Origin of the sequence: Hoeflea sp. BAL378, from assembly GCF_000759435.1 — a bacterium.
In the GTDB taxonomy this organism is placed as follows: Bacteria; Pseudomonadota; Alphaproteobacteria; order Rhizobiales; family Rhizobiaceae; genus Hoeflea.
In genome coordinates this window covers 22064-43039 of sequence record NZ_JRJG01000026.1, presented here as the reverse complement: position 1 = coordinate 43039, position 20976 = coordinate 22064, and the positions used below count along the sequence as shown (strand labels likewise).

Here is a 20976-nt window from a genome sequence, read left to right as displayed (position 1 = left end):
ACCCACCCACAGAGTCAACAGCCATTTTCGCAAAACTGACATTTTTCGGATATTTCTCCGTTTGGCCGTCCACAGGGCCGGGGCAAAACCGGGCCTGTATATATTAAGTGGGGTTCGGGTCGGATTCTGCCTTATCGCCGCCGGAATTTCCGCTAGAAGGAGGAAGGGCGCCGGCTCGGGGCGCCGGTGGCCGCAAGCCAGGCGATGATTCGGCCCTGGCGCGCCTTCCCGTTTGACTCAGGCCCGGCTGCGGGGCACATCTTCAGCAGGCTGCGGCGCGCCAGGAGGGCGCCGCCGCGCAACACCGGAGGAACAATGCCAAACGACGAGTTTCTTGCACGGCAGATGGGCGATCAACCGCCGCTGCTGGCCGGCGGTCGCAAGCCGCCGGATAAACGCGAGATCTCGCTGCGCTGGCTTTCCGGAACCTTCATGACCGGCATCACCTCGAGCCTGCTGATGGGCGTGGCCCTGTTCGGTGCGCTGGAGGGACGCGAGCAACTGGCGATCCCGGCCGAGGCCCTGGCGGCGGCGGACCTGACCGCCGGCGGATCGGGTTCGGTGGAGAAGGGGTCGCGGCTGATCCAGTCGGTCGTTACCGCCAAGCCGGTCGACCGCGCCATCATGGAAGTCTCGACCATGGTCCGCGACGGCGACCACGACGTGGTCCGGCGGCAGCCCTTCGCCCATGTCAAGATCGCGCTGGCCGCCAGCCATCCCGCGGCAGCCTCCAAATCCTATCCGCGCTTCGACCCGCTCAAGATCTTCTCGGCCGGCGAGGCCGAGGCCGCATCGAGCGTCAGGACCGGCGTGATCTACGGCGCCGACGTCGATTCGGAAATCAGCCTGCGCTCCTTCGACTTTCCGCTCGAGGCGCCGGGGCGGCCGTTCGCCGCCTCGATGACGCTGGACGAGGCCGAGGAAACGGTCCGGATCAACGGCTCCGTGCTGACCGACGGGTCGGTCCAGCTCGCCTCGCTCAACTATGTCGACCCGCGGCGCTTCGTGTCCAATCGCATCGATCTCGATTTCAGCGCCAGCCTGAATGCGCGCGTGATCGCGGAGAACGTCTCGGTCGCCTCCTCCTCGCCGATCGGCGAGGCGCGCGTTGAATTCGTCGACGACATCGTGCCGGTCAGGAAGCCTGCGCCCCTGTCCGACATTCTCGATGGCGCGGGCTACGGCGCGGAGCAGTATGAGGCGGCGCTCGCGGTTCTGTCGCGGCAGGTCAACACCGACAAGGTCCAGGACAATTCGGTGATCCGCATCGGCGTCGAGCAGACCGGCGAGCGCGCGCGCATCATCCGCATGAGCGTGTACCACAACGCCAGCCACGTGATCACCGTGGCGCTGTCGGATCGCAACGGCTTCGTGCTCGGCAACGAGCCCCCGCCGACGCCGGCGATCAGGTCCGCCTTCGACGAGACCGCGACCCCGGTTGCGACCGCGCGCGACCTGCCCAATATCTATGACGGCATCTACCGGGCGGGGCTGACCTACGGCATGTCGACCGACATGGTGGAGCAGATCATCAAGATGCTCGCCAGCAATGTCGATTTCCAGTCGCCGCTGCGGCCGACCGACACGCTCGAGGCGTTCTTCTCGGTGGCCGACGAGACGGGGGCGGCGAGCGAGGATTCGGAGCTTCTCTTCGTCAATGCGAAATTCGGCGGCAACACGATACGGCTCTACCGGTTCCAGCATCCCGAAGACAATTCCATCGACTATTACGACGAGGAAGGCCGCAGCGCCCGGCAGTTCCTGCTGCGCAACCCGGTGCCGAACGGCAAGTTCCGCTCCGGCTTCGGCATGCGCCGCCATCCGATCCTGAAATATTCGCGCATGCACACCGGCGTCGACTGGTCGGCCCCGCGCGGCACGCCGATCATCGCCGCCGGCAATGGCGTGGTCGAAAAGGCGAGCTGGGACAAGGGCGGCTATGGCCGGCAGACCATCATCCGCCACGCCAACGGCTATGAATCGAGCTATTCGCACCAGAACACCATCGCCAAGGGCGTCGTCCCCGGCGCCAAGATCCGCCAGGGCCAGGTCATCGGCACGGTGGGGTCGACCGGCCTTTCGACCGGGCCGCACCTGCATTACGAGCTGATCGTCAACGGCAACAAGGTCGATCCGATGCGCATCCGCCTGCCCGACGGCAAGTCCCTGAAGGACGAGGCCTATGCGATGTTCGCCCGCGAGCGCGATCGCATCAATGCGCTTCTGGGCATCGAAGTCGCCAACAAGGAACTGGCGAGCCGCTGAGTTTCGGGATCCGGGACCGGGTCGCCCCGGTCTGGCCGCGCCTGAGGCGCTGGCGCTGTGCCTGGAGCGCGAACCAAGAGAAAAGGCGGGCCCCGAGGACCCGCCTTCCTTGTGGTCACTGGCCGTGATCGTCGACCGGCGTTACGCGGCCTCGCCTCTGGTCTCGTCCGCCGCCGATTGCTCTGCGGCAACGACGAAGACCAGCCTGTCGGACCCGGCGCTCACCGTGACATGGGCGCCCTCTCCGACCTCGCCGAGCAGGATCTTCTCGGCGAGCGGATCCTGCACGTATTTCTGCACCACCCGCTTGAGCGGACGCGCGCCATAGGCGGGATCGTAGCCCTTGTCGGCAAGCCAGGCCCTGGCTTCGTCGTCCAGCTCGACCTCGATCTTGCGGTCCGCCAGCAGCTTGCCCAGCCGAGAGAGCTGGATGTCGACGATCGCGCCCATTTCGGTCCGGCGCAGCCGGTGGAACAGGATGATCTCGTCGATCCGGTTGAGGAACTCCGGCCGGAAGGCGGAGCGGACGACGCCCATCACGTCGTCGCGGACGGCATCTGCATCCTGGTCGTCGCTGAGGCCGGCCAGATATTCCGATCCCAGATTGGAGGTCATGACGATCAGGGTGTTGCGGAAGTCGACCGTCCGCCCCTGCCCGTCCGTAAGCCGCCCGTCGTCGAGCACCTGCAAGAGCACGTTGAAGACATCCGGGTGCGCCTTCTCGATCTCGTCGAACAGGATCACCTGGTAGGGCCTGCGCCGCACGGCCTCGGTAAGCGCGCCGCCTTCGTCATAGCCGACATAGCCCGGAGGCGCCCCGATCAGCCGGGAAACCGAGTGCTTCTCCATGTATTCGGACATGTCCATGCGGATCAGCGCGGTTTCGTCATCGAACAGGAATTCGGCCAGCGCCTTGGTGAGCTCGGTCTTGCCCACGCCGGTGGGTCCCAGGAAGATGAACGAGCCCATCGGCCGGTTCGGGTCCTGCAGACCCGCGCGGGCGCGGCGCACCGCCTTCGACACGGCCTGGACCGCTTCGCCCTGGCCGACCACGCGCTTGCCGATCTCGTCTTCCATGCGGAGGAGCTTGTCGCGTTCCCCTTCCAGCATCCTGTCGACCGGAATCCCGGTCCAGCGCGAGACGATGTGGGCGATGTGATCGGGCGTCACTGTTTCCTCGACCATGCCGGCGGAGTCTGAGTCGCCATGAGCTTCGGCCTCCTTGAGCTGGCGCTCGAGGGCGGGGATCTCCGAATAGGCAAGCTCGCCTGCGCGCTGGTATTCGCCGTTGCGCTGGGCGATCGCCAGGTCGTTGCGGGCCGTTTCCAGCTTCTGCTTGATGTCGGCGGCCAGACCCAGCTTCTGCTTCTCCGACTGCCACCTTGCGGTCAGCGCGCCGGACTTTTCCTCGATGTCGGACAGTTCGCGCTCGAGCCGCTCAAGCCGGTCCTTCGACGCCTGGTCGGTTTCCTTCTTCAGCGCTTCCCGCTCGATCTTGAGCTGCATGATGCGGCGGTCGAGCTCGTCGAGTTCCTCGGGCTTGGAATCGACCTGCATCCTCAGCCGCGCCGCCGATTCGTCGACCAGGTCGATCGCCTTGTCGGGCAGGAACCGGTCGGTGATGTAGCGGTTGGAGAGAACTGCGGCCGACACCAGCGCGGAATCGCTGATCCGCACCTTGTGGTGCTGCTCGTATTTTTCCTTGAGCCCGCGCAGGATCGAGACCGTGTCCTCGACGGTGGGTTCTTCCACCATCACCGGCTGGAACCGCCGCGCGAGCGCCGCGTCCTTTTCCACATGCTTGCGGTACTCGTCGAGCGTGGTCGCGCCGACGCAGTGCAGTTCGCCGCGCGCCAGCGCAGGCTTGAGCAGGTTGGAGGCGTCCATGGCGCCATCGGCCTTGCCGGCGCCGACCAGCGTGTGCATCTCGTCGATGAACAGGATGATGCCGCCGGCATTGGCCTGGATTTCCGTGAGCACCGCCTTGAGCCGCTCCTCGAACTCGCCGCGATATTTCGCGCCGGCGATCAGCGCGCCCATGTCCAGCGCCATAAGCTGCTTGTCTTTGAGCGATTCCGGCACGTCGCCATTGACGATCCGGAGCGCCAGGCCCTCGGCGATGGCCGTCTTGCCGACGCCCGGCTCGCCGATCAGTACGGGATTGTTCTTGGTCCGGCGCGACAGCACCTGGATGGTGCGGCGGATCTCGTCGTCGCGGCCGATCACCGGGTCGAGCTTGCCTTCGCGGGCCGCGGCGGTGAGGTCGCGGGCGTATTTCTTGAGCGCGTCGAAGCCCTGTTCGGCGCCGGCGCTGTCGGCCGTCCGGCCCTTGCGGATGTCGTTGATGACCGTGTTGAGGCTCTGCGCCGTCAATCCGGCATTGGTCAGGATCTTCGAGGTCGCCGCCGAGGATTCTATGACAAGCGCGAGCAGGAGCCTTTCGACCGTGACAAAGCTGTCGCCGGCCTTCTTGGCGGCATCCTCGGCGGTCTGGAAGACCTTGGCGACGGGCTGCGACAGATAGAGCTGGCCGTTGCCGCCGCTGACTTTCGGCAGTTTCGCCAGAGCCGCCTGGTTGGCAAGCCGCACATCAGCGGGCCGTCCGCCGGCGCGTTCGATCAGCGACGATGCCATTCCCTGGTCGTCATCCATCAGCACCTTGAGCAGGTGCTCGGGCATGAACTGCTGATGATTTTCGGCCAGCGCATAGGTTTGCGCGGATTGGATGAAGCCGCGAACGCGTTCCGAGTATTTCTCGATATTCATGGTCTGCTCCTTTTCATGTCTCGCCCTTCTTGGCGCGGGACAGTGGGTCCGGACAGGCTCCCGGTTCCGGCAAGCCTGATTGATGAAGTAGATATGGGTATTCACAAACCCGTGAAAAAGACCTCCCGGCCGAATAAAAAGACCCCGGCTGCGAACAACCGGGGCCTGGATCTCGGACACTGCGGACTGCGATCAGTCGGCCGTTACCGGTTCGGCCGAGGCAGCCGTATCGCCGGCCGAACCCGTGTCAGCCGCATCTTCGCTGCGCACCCGCTTCGGCCGTCCGCGACGGCGCGGAGCCGGACGCGCGGCATCGGTTTCCGTTGTGTCCTGGTTGATCGCCACTTCCGCCGGCACGCCGATGATCTCCGGCTGCGGCGCATCGGCATCAAAGGCGGGCTTGGGCTGGGGTTCCGGACGCGGCGGGCGCTCGCGGCGCTCGCTCCGCTCGGCACGCTCCGGGCGTTCGTTCCTGTCGCTGCGATCCTGGCGCTCCGGCCGGTCCTGCTGCGGCTGCCGCTCGGGGCGGGCCTGCTGGTCGGTGCGCTCGCCGCGCGGCTCGTTCCGGTCGCCGCGCTGGTCGTTGCGATCTCCGCGCTGGTCGTTGCGGTCGCTGCGCTGGTCGTTGCGGTCGCTGCGCTGGTCGTAGGACACGCCGTCGTTGTCATCATCGGAATCGCGGTCGTCGTCGTCCTGATCCTGCGAGTCGCGCCCCTGCTGGAACCGTTCCTGCATCTGCGCCTGCGCCGTCAGGATGATCCGGTTGTAGTGTTCGGCGTGCTGCAGATAGTTCTCGGCCATGACCCGGTCACCGGAACTCTGCGCGTCACGCGCAAGATTCATGTATTTTTCCGCCACATGCTGGGCAGTTCCACGAATTTTTACATCGGGACCGGAGCTGTCATAGGTACGCGATAACGGATTCTGGCCCTTGCGATTGCCGCCGCCACCGTTATTGGGATTGTTTCCGCCGCGTCCGCGACCGCGCTTGTTTTGCTGTCCTGGCCTCATTCGATAGTCACCTGGTTATGTTCCTGAAAAAAACTGTTGGGCGCTTTGGCCGAAAAACGGCTCGCAGGTTGCGCCGCGACAAAGGACCGTCCACCGATCCCGTCACCGTTATGGGTTCAAATGCAGATACCCGCGCCAGAGGCTGTCCTGTGCCGCCAAACTGGCGGGTTCCCGGAACCGAGCCGTCGGATCGAATCTGTTTCAAGACTTGCTATCCGGCGCTGAACCGGAAACTAGCCATGTTTGTCTGCAATTCCAAGCCTTTTCTTGTCGGCCCCATTAAAAGTCGCCGCCGATCGCCTGCGGACCGCCCTGGCTTTTGAACAACAGCACCCTGTCGACACCGCCCAGATCCGCGCGAACCCCCGCCAATTCGAAGCCGCATGCGGCAAATAGCGCCGTGACCGGGTCCTTCTGGCGGATTCCGATTTCGACCGCCAGCAATCCGCCTGCCTCGAGCCGCCCGGCCGCCTGAGCAGCGATCGCCCGATACGCCGCCAGCCCGTCGGGGCCTCCGTCCAGCGCCAGCATCGGGTCATGCTCGACGACCTCCCGCGCAAGCGACGCCAGGTCGGCGGTCGGAATATAGGGCGGATTGGAGACGATCAGGTCGAACCGCGCCTTGATGCCGGTGAGCCAGTCGCCGGTCACCGCTTCGTACCGCGCCGACAGGCCGAGCGAGCGGGCGTTCTGAAGCGCGGCAGCGACCGCGTCCGCCGACACGTCAACGCCGAGACAGCGGGCCTGCGGGCATTCCGCAAGCAGGGCCAGGCCGATGGCCCCGGTTCCGATGCCGAGATCCGCGATGCTGCAGGCCCCCTTCGCCGCCACCGTCGAGCGGACGAAGGGAAGCACCGCGTCGATCAGCGTCTCGGTGTCGGGCCGCGGCTCGAGCGTTGCCGGCGTGAGCGCGAGCGTCAGTCCGTAGAACTCCCGCGCGCCGAGAATGCGGTGGACCGGCATGCCGCTGAGTCTGTCCCGGGCCGCCTGCTCCAGCCGCTGCCGGAGCGTCGGGTTCAGGGGGGCATCGCCACCCGTTGCCAACTCGTGCGGCTCAACCCCCATCATCCCGGCGGCCAACAGGCGTGCATCCAGATCGGCGGTGTCAAGATCGGCGGCGCGGAACGCCGCGCGCAGGGCAAGCCAGGCTTCGCCGATTGTCCCGGCGGCAGCCAGGTCAGGCTTGGTCATGACCGCCAAGGGTGGCAAGCTGACCCGCCTGGTGATCGGAGATCAGCGCGTCGACGATCTCGTCGATTTCGCCGATCATCATCCGGTCCAGCTTGTAGAGCGTCAGATTTATCCGGTGGTCGGTGACACGTCCCTGCGGGAAATTGTAGGTGCGGATCCGCTCCGAGCGGTCGCCCGAGCCGACCTGGCTCTTGCGGTCGGCGGAGCGTTCGCTGTCGAGCTTCTGCCGCTCCATGTCGAACAGGCGCGAGCGCAGCACCTGCATCGCCTTGGCGCGGTTCTGGTGCTGCGATTTCTCCGAGGACGTCACCACCAGTCCGGTCGGCAAATGGGTGATGCGGACGGCCGAGTCGGTCGTGTTGACATGCTGGCCGCCGGCGCCCGACGCCCGCATGGTGTCGATCCTGATATCCTCGGGCTTGATGTCGATATCGATGTCCTGGGCTTCCGGCAACACCGCCACCGTCGCGGCTGAGGTGTGGATGCGCCCGCCCGATTCGGTTTCGGGAACCCGTTGCACGCGGTGCACGCCGGACTCGAACTTCAGCCGGGCGAACACGCCCTTGCCGGTCACCGTGGCGATGATTTCCTTGAAGCCGCCGGCTTCGCCCTCGCTCGCCGACAAGACCTCCACCTTCCAGCCCTGCGCCGCGGCATAGCGTTCATACATGCGGAACAGGTCTCCGGCAAACAGGGCCGCTTCCGAGCCGCCGGTGCCGGCCCGGATCTCGACGATGGCGCTGCGCTCGTCGGCGGCGTCCTTGGGCAGCAGCATGATCTCGATCTGGTGTTCGAGATCTTCTATCTTCTCCCTGACCTTCTTCAGGTCCGCATCCACGAGCTCGCGCATCTCCCGGTCTGTCGTCCGGTCGGCGAGCATCGCCTCGAGATCGGCGCGCTCCGCCTGGGCCTTGTGGAGTTCGCGGATCTCGCCCACCAGCGGCTGCAGCTCGGAATATTCGGACGCCAGCTTCACATAGGTTTCCGCGTCGGGGCCCGCGGACATGCGCGCCTCGACCTCGTCGAAGCGACGCTCGAGTTCACGGATTTTCTGGGCCGGCAATTGTGCCATGGTCTGGTCCTAAAGGCTCACGCCGTTGGCGTCTGCAAAGTCCATCAGGAACTCGCGCACTGTCTTTTCGCTCTGGGTGTCGGCGACGGCGGGCAGCAGCCCCTCCTCCAGCTTGGCGAGGTCGAGCGACAGCAGCATCGACTTGACCGGTCCGATGGAGGACGGCGACATCGAGATGTTGCGGAACCCCAGGCCCAGCAGCGCCATCGCCGACAAAGGCTTGCCTGCGATCTCGCCGCACAGGGTGAGCGAGGTGCCCGCCTTGTTGGCCGCCACCACGATCTGGCGCAACACCCTGAGGAACGGGCGGCCCATCGGGTCGAACCGGTCGGCGACGCGGGAATTGCCCCGGTCGACCGCCATCACGAACTGGAATAGATCGTTGGAGCCGACGGACACGAAGTCCACCTCCTCCATCAGCTCGTCGAGCTGCCACAACAGGCTCGGCACCTCCAGCATCGCCCCGAACTTCAGGCTGCGCGGCAGTTGATGGCCGAAGCGCGACAGGTGGCGCACTTCCTTGTCGAGCAGTTCGCGCGCCAGGCGCAGCTCGTTGACCTCGGTGACCATCGGCAGCATCAGCTTGAGTTCGGTGCCGGCGGCGGCCTTCAGCAGCGCCCTGAGCTGGGTGCGCAGCAGGCCGGGGCGATCGAGCGACAGCCGGATGGCGCGCCAGCCGATCGCCGGGTTCTCCTCTTCCGCCGAGCGGAAATAGGGCACGACCTTGTCGCCGCCGATGTCGAGCGTCCGGAAGGTCACCGGCCGTCCGGCCGCCTCCCTCAGGACGCTGCGGTAAAGGGCCTGCTGCTCGTCGACCTTGGGCATGGTCGAGGCGATCATGAACTGCAGTTCCGTCCGGAACAGGCCGATGCCGCTGGCGCCCGATTCCTTGAGCTGCGGCAGGTCCACCAGCAGTCCCGCATTCATCTGGAGCGTGATGTCCTGGCCGTCGCGGGTGCGCGGCTTGACCTTGCGCAGCGCCCGGAACTGTTCCTGCCGCTTGGCGCGAAACCTGACCTTGTCCTCGTAGGCGCTCTGGATTTCCGAGATCGGGCGCAGATGGACGAAGCCATCCTCGCCATCGACGATGATCGGATCCCGGTTTTCCGCGAGCGAGGCGATGCCGATCACCTGGCCGACGACCGGGATGCCCATGGCGCGGGCGACGATCACCACATGGCTGGTGACGGCGCCGTCTTCGAGCACCAGTCCGCGGATCGCCTCGCGCGGATAGTCGAGGAGCTCGGCCGCGCCCATGGCGCGCGCCACGATGATCGCATCCTGCGGCAGGCCGGAGCCGCCGGGCACGAAGCCGGTCAACTGCCGGAGCAGGCGGTTGGCGAGATCGTCGAAATCATGCAGCCGCTCGCGCAGATACGGATCGGTCATGTGGATCATGCGGGCGCGGGTGTCGCTCTGCACCTTCTCCACCGCCGCCTCGCAGGTGAGCCCGTTGCGGATGGCTTCCTCGAGCTTCCTCACCCAGCCACGGTCATGGGCGAACATCCTGTAGGCCTCGAGCACCGCCCGGTGCTCGCCCTCCATCGAGACGTCGCGGCGCGACAGCATGTCGTCGATCGACACGCGCAAGGATCCGAGCGCCTCTTCCAGGCGCTTGAGTTCCGACTCGCTGTCGTCGTTGAGAAGCTCGGTGACCACGATCCGCGGCTCGTGCAGGATGACGTGGCCGAGCCCGATGCCGTCGCCATAGGCGTCGCCCTTGATCGTCACCGGCCGGCTCAGGTCGAGTTCCAGCCCCGGCCTTGTGATCTGCTTGAGCTCGCCCGTGGCGATCATCTCGGCGAGAACCATCGACGTCGTCTCGAGCGCCTCGACCTCGTCCTCGCGATACTTGCGGTGCGCCTTGTTCTGCACCACCAGCACCCCGAGCGAGCGGCCGGCCCTGAGGATCGGAACCCCCAGGAACGAGCTGTAGATCTCCTCGCCGGTCTCCGGCAGATAGGTGAAGGCCGGATGCGACTGGGCGTCGGAGAGATTGAGCGAGCGGGCGCTCGCCGCGATCGTGCCGACCAGGCCCTGGCCCATCTTGAGCTGGGCCAGGTGGACGGCGTCCTTGTTCAGGCCTTCGGTGGCGAACAGTTCCAAGGCGCCATCGGCGCGCAGCACGTAGAACGAGCACACTTCGGCCACCATATTGGCCGCGATCTGGCGGACAATGCGGTCAAGGCGCTCCTGCGGCTCAAGGGGCTCCGCCATCAATTCGCGCAGCCGCCTGAGAAGGACGCGCGGACCTGCTGAAAGGTCTCTCATCGCGCTTCATTCTCCCAATTCGTGTGGCCGGTCCGGAATTGCTCCCGGCCGGTTCCCCGGGGACAACTCCCGGCAGTTCGATATCGGCGTTTGCCGTTTTGATTTTATCCCGTCGGGCTAAGTCTTATCGAGACCGTAGACCGAATGCAAAGTCCGAACTGCAAGTTCGGCATAGGCGCCGTCGATCAGGATCGAGATCTTGATCTCGGAAGTCGTTATCGCCTTGATGTTAATAGATTTTTCCGCAAGCGCCTTGAAAGCGGTGGCGGCGACGCCGGCATGGCTGCGCATGCCGATGCCGATGACGGAGACCTTGGCGAGACCTGATTCGCTCTGGACCACGTCATAGCCGATCGTCTGCTTCTCGCCCGCCAGCACCGCAAGCGCCTTCTCCGCGTCGCTCGACGGCACGGTGAAGGTCATGTCGGTGCGCGATCCGTCCTCGGAGATGTTCTGGACGATCATGTCGACATTGATATGGGCGTCCGCAAGCGGTCCGAAGATCGCCGCCGAAACGCCGGGCCGGTCGGCAAGCCGCCTCAGGGAGATCTGCGCTTCGTCCTTGGCATAGGCAATGCCGGTCACGACTTCCTGTTCCACGATTTCTTCCTCGTCGCAAATAAGAGTTCCGGGCGGATTGATCAGATCGCTCATTTCGGGCGCGTCCGGATCGTCAAAACTGGAGCGCACGAAGGTCCTGACCTTGTGCACCATGGCTAGCTCGACCGAGCGGACCTGCAGCACCTTGGCGCCGAGCGACGCCATCTCCAGCATTTCCTCGAACGCGATCTTTTTCATCCGCCGCGCCTTGGGCACCATGCGCGGATCGGTCGTGTAGACACCGTCGACATCGGTATAGATGTCGCAGCGGTCGGCCTTGACGGCGGCAGCGATCGCCACCGCGCTGGTGTCCGATCCGCCGCGGCCCAGCGTCGCCAGCCGGTGATCCGGCCCGATCCCCTGGAAGCCCGCCACGACGGCGACCTGGCCCATTTCGAAACGGCGGATCAGTTCGGTGCCGTCGATCTCGAGAATGCGCGCGGCGCCGTGGGCATTGTCGGTCTTGACCGGAATCTGCCAGCCCTGCCACGAGCGGGCGTCGATCCCCATCGATTGAAGCGCGATCGCCAGCAGGCCGCTGGTCACCTGTTCGCCGGAGGCAACGATCGCGTCATATTCGCGGGCGTCGTAGAACGAGGCCTTGGCGCCGGCCACCTTGGGCATGGCCTGCACCCAGCCCACAAGCTCGTTGGTCTTGCCGGCCATGGCCGAGACCACGACGGCCACCTGGTGTCCGGCGTCAACTTCACGTTTGACATGCCGGGCGACATTATGGATCCGGTCCAGGTCGGCAACCGAGGTGCCGCCAAACTTCATCACGATGCGGGCCATATTGAATTATTCCGCTGGCTGACCCGTTTCCGGGCAAGAAAAACCGCCCCAGGTTCCGGAGCGGAAGGTGGCGGTCTCATAGCCATATTTGCCGCGGCCTGCAACAGCATGGATCATGCGACGTTCGCGCCACTTGACAAGCCCGGCCCGACGCCCGAGTTGAAGAGGCACACACCCAACGCCGGAGAGACCGATGAGCCAGACCACACGGACGACGATTGACCAGGGTGAAGTCGAACGTTTTTCTGCGATGGCGGCTGAATGGTGGGATCCGACCGGCAAGTTCCGCCCGCTGCACAAATTCAATCCCGTCCGCCTGACCTATATTCGCGACCATGTCGCAAGCCATTTCGGCCGTGACCCCAGGAGCGACAAGCCCCTGGCGGGCCTGCGCATTCTCGACATCGGCTGCGGCGGCGGACTGCTCTGCGAGCCGATGGCGCGCATGGGCGCGGACGTGCTCGGCGCCGATGCATCGCGCACCAACATCGAAGTCGCCACCATTCACGCCCGGCAGAGCGGCGTCACTGTCAGCTACGAGGCGATCACGTCGGAGGAACTGGCCGCCCGCGGCGAGAAATTCGACGTGGTGCTGAACATGGAAGTGGTCGAGCATGTCTCCGATGTCGACCTGTTCCTGACCTCCTGCGCCGACATGGTCAAACCCGGCGGCCTGATGTTCGTCGCCACCATCAACCGGACCATGAAGGCGATGGCGCTGGCCATCATCGGCGCAGAATATGTGCTGCGCTGGTTGCCGCGCGGCACCCATCAATACGAAAAACTGGTGCGGCCGGAAGAAATCGAAAGCCCGCTGGCGGGGTCCGGAATGACCATCATTGACCGCACCGGCGTGTTCTACAATCCCCTGCAGGACCAGTGGAACCTGTCGCGCGACATGGACGTCAACTACATGCTGCTCGCCGAGCGCCCCAAGGCCGGGTAGGCCCCACCCTCAGACAGGCATATGTTCGAGTTGCGCGAGCAGATCGCGCTGTCCCGGCGAATTGGCCTCGGCAAGGGTCTTCACCCGCGCCCGGTCAATGATGAGCGGCTCGCCATCCGCCCCAAAGGGCTGCTTGAAGGTGAACGCCTCCGGTCCCGCGCCATGGTCGTGCAGCCATTCGAGCTTCCTCGCCCCCTGCTCCCAGTCCGGGCGGCGGCCGGCCTCTACCCACCACAGGACCAGCGGCGGCCAGGTGTTCTTGGTGTTCCAGTTGCGGGCATTTTTCAAAGCTTCGGCGTGCACCCCGGCATAGGCAAAGGCCATCAGGCTCTCGATATTCTCCCACAAGGACAAGGATGACGGGCCCGAGTCCCGTCCGCTGCCCTTGAGAAAGCGCGGAAATATCTGAGGGCCCCAGCTCCTGGGTCCGGGTTCGCCGCGATACCCCGATCGCCCGACAAAGCCGGCGGCCTTCTGCGCGGCAGCAAAGTTCAGCGGTTCACGCCTGAGGAAGCCATGCACCTCGGGCGCATCGTAGTCCGCCACATGCAGACCGAAATTGTACATGGCAAGATGGAACACCGGCGCGTCCACGTCAGCTCAGATCCTCGGGGAATTCCGGCAGGGGGGCGATCTCGATGCCTTCCTCGATCAGCGAGCGGGCATCTTCGGTCGAGGCCTGCCCGATGATGCCGCGGGCTTCGGCTTCGCCATGGTGGATCCTGCGCGCCTCGTCGGCGAAGCGGTCGCCGACATCCTCGGAATTCTGCTTGACCGCCTTCACCAGGTCGCGGAGCTTGCGCATCATCTCGCGCTTCTGCGGATCCATCGCCAGCGGCCGCGCCGGGGTTTCCCGCGAGACAGCCACCGCCGGCGCCATCAGCGCCTTGCCGACCTTGCGCGACCCGCAGACCGGGCACTCGACCAGGCCCCGTTCGCTTTGCCCGTCAAAGTCCGCGCTTGAGGCGAACCAGCCTTCAAAGCCATGGTCCTTGTCGCACTGCAAAGAAAACCGGATCACGCCACTTGCGCTCCCCTGGCCGAGTCCGGGCCGCCTTCGATCCGGTAGCTGCGGGCATTCTTGAGGTTCGGGATCTTGGCGCGCGCGGCCTTGACGTCGTCAAGCGCCAGGGTGGCGACAATGATGCCCGGCTCGTTGCCCTCGGCCTCGGCGATCACCCGGCCCCAGGGGTCGACGATCATCGAATGGCCGTAGGTCTCGCGCCCGTCCTCGTGCACGCCGCCCTGCGCCGCCGAAATCACGAAGGCGCCGTTCTCGATCGCCCGGGCGCGCTGCAGCACATGCCAGTGCGCCTCCCCGGTCTGCCGGGTAAAGGCCGCCGGCGCGGTCAGGATGTCGGCGCCCGCCAGCGCCAGGTCGCGGAACAGATGCGGGAAGCGGATGTCGTAGCAGATCCCGAGACCCAGCCTCACGCCGTCGAGATCGACGGTCTGGGCAATCTCGCCCGGCCGGTACACCGCGCTTTCACGCCAGCTCTCGCCATTGTCGAGATCGACGTCGAACATGTGGATCTTGTCGTAGCGCCCCACGGCGCCGCCGTCGGGTCCGAAGACAACGGCGCGGTTCGCGGTCATCCCGCCCCCCGCATCGATCGCCGTCGATCCGATATGCAGCCAGATACCCAGTTCGGCCGCCAGCGCCGAGGCGGCGCCGAGCACCGGATCGTCGGCCTCGGGCCTGAGGATCCGCTTGAGCCCCGCCCGGTCCTTCTGGATGGCGCCGGTCATCTCCGGCGTCTGAACATAGCGGGCGCCGCGAGACGCGGCCTGCCGGACCAGGTCCTTCATCTCCGCGATATTGGTCTCCGGTGAAACGCCCGAGCGCATCTGCACGGCGGCGGCGACAAATTCGTTCATGGCTCAGGCTCCCGCCAGCATCGTGTCAAGCTTGCCGGACCGCTCCAGCGCATGCAGATCGTCGCAACCGCCGACGTGAACGCCATCGATGAAGATCTGCGGAAACGTCGTGCGGCCATTCGCCTTTGCGATCATTTCCTGCTTCAACTCCGGCGAAAAGGACGCGTCATGCTCGGTATAGCTCACACCCTTGTCGTCAAGCAGCCGTTTGGCTGCCGTGCAGAATCCGCAGAATTGTCGGGTGTAGAGAGTTACATCTGCCATTCAGGCCTCCAACTGTTCAGCCGCCATCGCGGGGTCTTCAGGCATATAGGGTTTCCTCGCCCGGGCTTGCAACCCTGGCAAAGGTCAGCACGTCGACTTGCCGGGCGCCGCCGCGCAACAGCGCCCGTGTCGCCGCCTCCACGGTCGAGCCGGTCGTGAACACGTCATCGACCAGCAGGACCTTGAGCCCCAGCATTCGTTGCGCCTGGGCCGGCGGCAGGGCGAACGCGCCACGCACATTGTCCTGCCTTGCCCGCAATCCCAGCCCCACCTGCTGCCGGGTGGCCCGCACCCTGCGCAACGCTCCGGCCAGAAACGGCTTCCCGGTCCTGACGGCAAGCGCGCGCGCAAGTTCCGCCGACTGGTTGTAGCGCCGCGTAAACAGCCTGTGCCGGTGCAACGGTACCGCCACGATCACGTCGCTGTCGTCGATGACGTCGCGCCCGGCGCGGACCATCCAGGCTGCCATCATCGCCGCCAGATCGGCCCGGTCGGAATATTTCAGCCCATGGACGAGCTTGCGGGCGACACCGTCGTGAAAGACCGCCGCCCGCGCCCTGTGGTAGAGCGGCGGGTTCGCGATGGCTTCCGGAGAGACCAGTCCCTCGCCGCGGTCGTGACTGAACGGCAGACCGGTGATTTCGCAATAGGGCCGCTCGATGAAGCGCACCGTCTCCCAGCAACCGGGGCACAGCGCGGCCGCCTGGCCGGTCATGATCCCGCATCCGGCGCAGACCGGCGGATAGACCAGGTGCATCAGCTGCACGGCGCCGCGATGAAGCGCGGCCGTGAGCCGATGCCTCTCGGTCCCGAGTCCGCGGCTCGGGCGCCCGTCGCCGCTGTGACTTGCTCGGGATAGGTCCATTGGTTGACTTTACCGCCATTCCATCCAACAAGCGAGCCGGAGTTCATCCAGCGGATCGGATCATGGACCGTCTCTTTGACCACACCCTCCTGCGCCAGCGCAGATTGCGCGCGCTCGCCGGACTGGAGCCAGGCGCGGACTTCCTGCTGCGCAGGGTGGCCGAGGACATGGCCGATCGCCTCTCCGTGGTCGAGCGCCGCTTCGAGCATCCGGTCCAGGTGCAGGGCGGCCTGGCCCTGGCCGCCGGGATGATGTCGGCGACGGGTAAGACCGGCGAGTTCCGCTATGTCGATCTCTGCGCCCTGCCGGGCGCCGACGCCGGTTCGGTCACTCTCGCCGATCCGGACCATGTGCCGCTGGCGCCGGCAAGCGCCGATCTGATCGTCTCGCCGCTGGCGCTGCATGTCACCAACGACACGCCGGGCGTTCTGGTGCAGATGCGTCGCGCGCTCAGGCCCGACGGCCTGATGCTGGCGGCCACGCCCGGCGCTGGCACCCTGGGCGAACTGCGCGAGAGCCTGCTGGCCGCGGAAAGCGAATTGACCGGCGGCGCCAATGCCCGCGTCCATCCCTTCGCCGATATCCGCGATTACGGCGCCCTGCTCCAGCGCGCGGGTTTCGCCCTGCCCGTCACCGACATCGATGACATCGTCGTCCGCTACGCCGACATGTTCGGGCTTCTCAGGGATCTGCGGGCAATGGGCATGACCTCGGTCCTGGCCGACCGAAGCCGCAAGCCGGTGAGCCGGTCGCTCTTCCTCAGGGCCGCACAGATCTACGCCGAACGCTTCTCCGACCCGGACGGGCGGATCCGCGCCAGCTTTTCAATCATCCATCTCTCCGGCTGGGCGCCGCATGAGAGCCAGCAGAAGCCGCTCAAGCCGGGATCCGCCAAGGCGCGGCTCGCCGATGCGCTGCGGACGCCGGAACGCAAGCTGCCGCGCTAGGCGGACGAGCCTACTGGCTGTTCTTGAGATGCTGTGCCGCGCCATCCATGGTGGAATTGACGGCGTTGCCGACCGACGCAGCGCCACCGATCAGCGCGATCGATATCATCGACGCAATGAGACCGTACTCGATGGCGGTCGCGCCGCGCCTGTCGCCCAGGAACCGGCGAAAGAGTGATTTCATGACTTGGATCCGATTCTGGCTGGGTGAGGAGCGGCAGGTCCGGGTCAGCAGTCTCCGGTTTTCATGCCATTGCTTTGAATGATGCAGAGCGCGCCGGGACTGTCCTGCAGGATCGACTTGCGGACCGTGTAGATCGTGTGTCCCGATCGGTTCGGGATCGAGCCGGTGGTGATGCTGTCGTACTGGTCGGGCGACCACGCCACCCGTGCCGAGGGTGACCGGTCAGCCAGGATCGGCGTCAGAATGGCCGCGACCGCAACGGCGGCGGTCCCGAACAGCAGCGCCACGCGAACGGCGCCGTATCTCCGGGGCGGAGTCTCCGCTCCGTCCCTGTCCATCACCGTCATCCAGAAATCGCCATCGGCCATGAAACCCCCACAGACAATCCACCCGGATCAGTCGCTGATCCTGATCTTGCGGGAAGGGAATTGAAGTTTCATTAACGCTAACGCCATCGATAAACTTTTAATCAATGGCGCGGCTGGCGGCCGCTCGCGGCCGGAAAAATCACAACAGATCGATCAGGTAGGGGATCAGCGGTTCATCCGCGGGCGGCATCGGATAGTCGCGCATGTCGCGCGGCCGGACCCATTTCAGCGCCTGCCCCTCGAGGCCGCGCGCGGTTCCCTCGAACCGGCGGCAGACGAAAAGCGGCATCAGCAGGTGAAAATCGTCATAGCTGTAACTGGCGAAGGTGAGCGGCGCCAGGCAGGCCTCCTTTGTCGTCACCCCGATCTCCTCGATCAACTCGCGGATCAACGCCGCTTCGGGCGACTCCCCCGGCTCAACCTTGCCGCCCGGAAATTCCCACAGGCCGGCGAGCTTCTTCCCCTCCGGCCGTTGCGTGAGCAGCACCCGCCCGTCGGCGTCGACGAGCGCGCAGGCGGCCACCAGCATGATTCTCTTTTCGCTCATTGGGTTCTATCCCGGTTGCTGGCGATAGGCGTAGCGGTAGACCTCGCCGAATCCCAGCCCCTTGTACAGTGCGACGGCCGCGGTGTTGCCGCTCTCCACCTGCAGCCAGGCGGTCTGGGCGCCACGATGCCGCGCCCAGCGCAATGCGGCCCGCACCACTTCCCGGCCATATCCGGTGCGCCGCATGTCCTGCCTTGTGGCGAGTTCGAACAATCCGGCCAGGTCGTTGTCGTGCACGCACAGAGCGGTCGACAGCGGGCCGGTCTCCTCCTCTTCGAGAACGAACAGGCCGCTCGGCGGCCGGATCGCGCTCAACACTTCCGTCAGGCCGGGCTTGAGCGACTGGTCCCGGCCATGCACGGCAATGGAGGCGTCGACATAGCGGCCGACATCCTTGAGCGGCAGATGATCCATGCCGCCATCGATATCGAGGCGGTCGATCTTGCCGGTCATCACGATGGTCTCCTCAAACCGCAGCCAGCCAAGCGCGTCGAGATGGGCTTCCAGCGGCGGCGGCGCCAGCGGCGTCTGCCGGAACACGAGCGGCCGGTCATAGGAATCGAAGCGGCGGGCGGCCCGTTCGACCCGGATCTCGATGTCGTCGTGATCCGAGGGATCGAGCGGATTGACCGAATTGAGACGCTTGGACGGATGGCCGGCGGTCAGGCGGATCTGCCAACTGCCGTCATACTGGATCGAGGCCGCGGGCCAGGCACGGAATCCAACGGCTTCAAGCCTTCTGACAATGGCAAGGTTTGGCACGGCAAGCCCTTATTCGACGGTGACTTCGACCGCTTAGCTGCGGTAGTCACCATTGATCTCAACATAGGCCTTGGTCAGGTCGCAGGTGAAGACCCGGGCTTTGCCACGGCCAATCCCGAGATCGACTCTGATGGCGATTTCATCCTGTTTCATCACCTTAGAGGCGGCGGCTTCGCTGTAGGCGGGATCGCGTTCGCCATCGACCGCCACGCGCACGTCGCCGAACCAGATGGCGAGCCTGTCGCGCTCGGCCTTTTCGCCGGCCTTGCCCACAGCCATGACGATGCGGCCCCAATTGGCGTCCTCACCGGCAATGGCGGTCTTGACCAGCGGCGAATTGGCGATCGAGCGGGCGATGCGGCCAGCGGCCTTCGCCGAGGCGGCGCCGGTGACCGTGATCTCGACCTGTTTGCGCGCGCCCTCGCCGTCCCGGACGATCTGGATCGCCAGATCCTCCATCAGGCTGGACAGGGCCTTCGAGAACGCCCGCCCGCGGGGATCGCCGGCTTCGGAAACCTTGCCGGCGCCGCGATCGGCGGCAGCGCCCGTGGCGAACACCAGCAGCGTGTCTGACGTCGAGGTGTCGCTGTCGACCGTAACCGCGTTGAAGGTCGCGCCGACATGGCGGCTGAGCATCGCCTGCAGGGCGGACGGTTCGATATCGGCGTCGGTGACGATGAAGGACAGCATCGTCGCCATGTCGGGCGCGATCATGCCTGCGCCCTTGGCCATGCCGTTGAGCGTCACCGACACCCCGTCGATCAGCGCCGTCCTTGTGGCGACCTTCGGATAGGTGTCGGTGGTCATGATCGCGCGCGCCGCATCGATCCACCGGTCGCCGCTCGCCGAAGCCGCCATCCGGTCCAGAACCGTGGCGAACTTGCCGGCGTCCAGCGGTTCGCCGATGACGCCGGTGGAGGCCAGGAACACCTCGGTCTCGGAGCATCCGACCGCCGCGGCGGCCGACTTCGCGGTCAGGTCCGTGGCGGCGCGGCCCTTCTGCCCGGTAAAGGCATTGGCGTTGCCCGAGTTGACCACCAGCGCCCGCGCCCGGCCACCACCGAGGTTTGCCCGGCAGAAATCTACCGGTGCGGACGGGCATTTCGACGTGGTGAACACCCCGGCCACCGCCGCAGGCTGATCAAACACCATCAGCATGACATCCGTCCGGTCCTTGTACTTGATCCCGGCCGCCGCCGTCTCGATGCGCACGCCGGCAATCGGCGCAAGCTCGGCGTAGGACTTCGGCGCAAGCGGAGAAATGGCGGTGGACATCAGGCAATCCTCTGGACGGGATACGGGCGGACGGGTGGTTACTGCTGCGGCTTGAGAGCCTCGTAGGCCGTCTTCAGGGCCGGATCGAGAACCTCGATCTTGGTCTCTTCACGCGCTGTCTTGAGCAGATCCGCATAGCGTTCGCGCATCACCACCTGGCGGACCTGGTCGGCGACGTCCTCGAATGCCGGGGGCGTGGTTTCGCGCCGGTCCTCAAGCTTGATCACGTGCCAGCCGAACTGCGTCTGGACCGGCTCCTTGGCATATTCGCCCGGCTTGAGCGCGAAGGCCGCGGCTTCGAATTCGGGCACCATCTGGCCCTTGCTGAAATATCCGAGGTCTCCGCCCTGCTCGGCGCTCGGGCCGGTGGACTTTTCCTTGGCCAGCTCGGCGAAATCCTTGCCCGCATCGAGTTCGGTGATCACCGCCTTGGCTTCTTCCTCGGTCTTGAGAAGGATGTGGCGGGCGCTGATTTCTTCTTCCGGCGGCGTGGCGGCGATTTCCTTGTCATAGCGCGCCTTGATGTCGGCTTCCGACACCGGATCGACCACGGCGGACTTGAAGATGGCGTTGTGCAGGGCCCGGTCGCGCTGGAAGGCCATCAGTTTCTTGAATTCGTCGGTCTCGTCGAGCTTCTCGGCTTCGGCCTTGCGCGCCAGCGTCTTGATGTCGATGACGGCGGCGAGCGCTGCGACCCGGCGCTGTTCTTCGGGAAGGCTGGCGAACTGGGGATCGAGATCGCCTTCCGCCAGGGCCAGCTCGGACGCGAGGATCTCGACGCCGGCGACCGTGGCCACGACCGGATCGGCTTCGTCGGCGGCGAAGCCTTGAACCGGCGCGAAGGCGATTGAACTGATGAGAAGCGTGGCTGCAAGCTGCGATAGACGCATGGGGAGACCTTTCAATGTGAAGCTTATTCCGGGCGGCCGACCATGTGCATGATGAATTGGGCCGCCGTAAGACGGCCTTTCG

20 protein-coding genes are annotated in these 20976 nt (G+C 65.6%); 3 read left to right on the top strand and 17 right to left on the bottom strand.

Annotation, left to right across the window (positions count from 1 at the left end; translation table 11 throughout):
• Positions 1 to 315: 315 nt before the first annotated feature.
• On the top strand, positions 316 to 2265 hold the full coding sequence (locus LL06_RS07770) for a M23 family metallopeptidase (RefSeq protein ID WP_035524574.1): 1950 nt from the start codon (positions 316 to 318) through the stop codon (positions 2263 to 2265).
• Between the two features lie 141 nt (positions 2266 to 2406).
• On the opposite strand, the gene clpB is transcribed toward LL06_RS07770, so the two are convergent.
• The 6 genes from clpB to LL06_RS07740 all read right to left on the bottom strand — a co-directional run bounded on the left by clpB (position 2407) and on the right by LL06_RS07740 (position 11968).
• The gene (clpB, locus tag LL06_RS07765; RefSeq protein ID WP_035524571.1) at positions 2407 to 5031 is read right to left on the bottom strand and encodes an ATP-dependent chaperone ClpB; all 2625 of its coding nucleotides are present in this window, start codon (positions 5029 to 5031) and stop codon (positions 2407 to 2409) included.
• A 192-nt stretch (positions 5032 to 5223) separates the two neighbouring features.
• The gene (locus LL06_RS07760; RefSeq protein WP_035524568.1) at positions 5224 to 6042 is read right to left on the bottom strand and encodes a DUF4167 domain-containing protein; all 819 of its coding nucleotides are present in this window, start codon (positions 6040 to 6042) and stop codon (positions 5224 to 5226) included.
• Positions 6043 to 6321: 279 nt separating this feature from the next.
• Entirely contained in the window at positions 6322 to 7233 is a 912-nt protein-coding gene (gene prmC, locus LL06_RS07755) for a peptide chain release factor N(5)-glutamine methyltransferase (protein ID WP_081963768.1), read from the bottom strand.
• Positions 7220 to 8305: a peptide chain release factor 1 gene (prfA, locus tag LL06_RS07750; RefSeq protein ID WP_035524565.1), complete on the bottom strand. Its 1086-nt coding sequence runs from the start codon at positions 8303 to 8305 to the stop codon at positions 7220 to 7222. The genes prmC and prfA overlap by 14 nt, the downstream gene beginning before the upstream one ends.
• A 9-nt stretch (positions 8306 to 8314) precedes the next feature.
• The gene (ptsP, locus tag LL06_RS07745) at positions 8315 to 10576 is read right to left on the bottom strand and encodes a phosphoenolpyruvate--protein phosphotransferase (protein WP_035524563.1); all 2262 of its coding nucleotides are present in this window, start codon (positions 10574 to 10576) and stop codon (positions 8315 to 8317) included.
• A 117-nt stretch (positions 10577 to 10693) separates the two neighbouring features.
• Positions 10694 to 11968, bottom strand: coding sequence for an aspartate kinase (locus LL06_RS07740; RefSeq protein WP_035524560.1), 1275 nt, complete (start codon positions 11966 to 11968; stop codon positions 10694 to 10696).
• A gap of 193 nt (positions 11969 to 12161) precedes the next feature.
• On the opposite strand from LL06_RS07740, the gene ubiG reads away from it, so the two are divergent.
• The gene (ubiG, locus tag LL06_RS07735) at positions 12162 to 12914 is read left to right on the top strand and encodes a bifunctional 2-polyprenyl-6-hydroxyphenol methylase/3-demethylubiquinol 3-O-methyltransferase UbiG (RefSeq protein ID WP_035524558.1); all 753 of its coding nucleotides are present in this window, start codon (positions 12162 to 12164) and stop codon (positions 12912 to 12914) included.
• Between the two features lie 9 nt (positions 12915 to 12923).
• Here the strand turns inward: ubiG and LL06_RS07730 are convergent, their stop codons facing one another.
• Genes LL06_RS07730 through LL06_RS07710 form a run of 5 tightly spaced genes read right to left on the bottom strand, consistent with a single transcriptional unit; the run spans position 12924 to position 15813 of the window.
• Positions 12924 to 13481 (bottom strand): DUF3291 domain-containing protein, encoded by a 558-nt coding sequence (locus LL06_RS07730; protein ID WP_035524588.1) that lies wholly within the window; start codon positions 13479 to 13481, stop codon positions 12924 to 12926.
• 28 nt (positions 13482 to 13509) lie between these two features.
• Positions 13510 to 13935, bottom strand: coding sequence for a DUF1178 family protein (locus LL06_RS07725; RefSeq protein ID WP_035524555.1), 426 nt, complete (start codon positions 13933 to 13935; stop codon positions 13510 to 13512).
• Complete coding sequence (locus LL06_RS07720) at positions 13932 to 14792, bottom strand: carbon-nitrogen hydrolase family protein (protein ID WP_035524552.1); 861 nt, start codon at positions 14790 to 14792, stop codon at positions 13932 to 13934. Before LL06_RS07720 ends, LL06_RS07725 begins: the two co-directional genes overlap by 4 nt.
• Before the next feature lie 3 nt (positions 14793 to 14795).
• Positions 14796 to 15056, bottom strand: a complete 261-nt coding sequence (grxC, locus tag LL06_RS07715) for a glutaredoxin 3 (protein WP_035524549.1) — start codon at positions 15054 to 15056, stop codon at positions 14796 to 14798.
• 37 nt (positions 15057 to 15093) lie between these two features.
• The gene (locus tag LL06_RS07710) at positions 15094 to 15813 is read right to left on the bottom strand and encodes a ComF family protein (RefSeq protein ID WP_052161299.1); all 720 of its coding nucleotides are present in this window, start codon (positions 15811 to 15813) and stop codon (positions 15094 to 15096) included.
• Positions 15814 to 15983: 170 nt separating this feature from the next.
• Between LL06_RS07710 and LL06_RS07705 the strand changes: the two genes are divergently transcribed.
• Positions 15984 to 16868 (top strand): methyltransferase domain-containing protein, encoded by an 885-nt coding sequence (locus tag LL06_RS07705; protein WP_035524548.1) that lies wholly within the window; start codon positions 15984 to 15986, stop codon positions 16866 to 16868.
• A 10-nt stretch (positions 16869 to 16878) separates the two neighbouring features.
• On the opposite strand, the gene LL06_RS26830 is transcribed toward LL06_RS07705, so the two are convergent.
• The 6 genes from LL06_RS26830 to LL06_RS07680 all read right to left on the bottom strand — a co-directional run bounded on the left by LL06_RS26830 (position 16879) and on the right by LL06_RS07680 (position 20894).
• Positions 16879 to 17052 carry a Flp family type IVb pilin gene (locus LL06_RS26830; protein ID WP_081963763.1) on the bottom strand — a complete coding sequence of 58 codons (174 nt, stop codon included), beginning with the start codon at positions 17050 to 17052 and terminating at the stop codon, positions 16879 to 16881.
• A gap of 44 nt (positions 17053 to 17096) precedes the next feature.
• On the bottom strand, positions 17097 to 17420 hold the full coding sequence (locus LL06_RS07700) for a hypothetical protein (protein WP_035524546.1): 324 nt from the start codon (positions 17418 to 17420) through the stop codon (positions 17097 to 17099).
• Between the two features lie 139 nt (positions 17421 to 17559).
• On the bottom strand, positions 17560 to 17967 hold the full coding sequence (locus LL06_RS07695) for a (deoxy)nucleoside triphosphate pyrophosphohydrolase (protein WP_035524543.1): 408 nt from the start codon (positions 17965 to 17967) through the stop codon (positions 17560 to 17562).
• A gap of 6 nt (positions 17968 to 17973) precedes the next feature.
• Positions 17974 to 18729, bottom strand: a complete 756-nt coding sequence (locus LL06_RS07690) for a GNAT family N-acetyltransferase (protein ID WP_035524541.1) — start codon at positions 18727 to 18729, stop codon at positions 17974 to 17976.
• Between the two features lie 33 nt (positions 18730 to 18762).
• Positions 18763 to 20004, bottom strand: coding sequence for a bifunctional glutamate N-acetyltransferase/amino-acid acetyltransferase ArgJ (gene argJ / locus LL06_RS07685; protein WP_035524538.1), 1242 nt, complete (start codon positions 20002 to 20004; stop codon positions 18763 to 18765).
• Between the two features lie 38 nt (positions 20005 to 20042).
• Positions 20043 to 20894, bottom strand: coding sequence for a peptidylprolyl isomerase (locus LL06_RS07680; protein ID WP_035524536.1), 852 nt, complete (start codon positions 20892 to 20894; stop codon positions 20043 to 20045).
• Between the last annotated feature and the right edge of the window lie 82 nt (positions 20895 to 20976).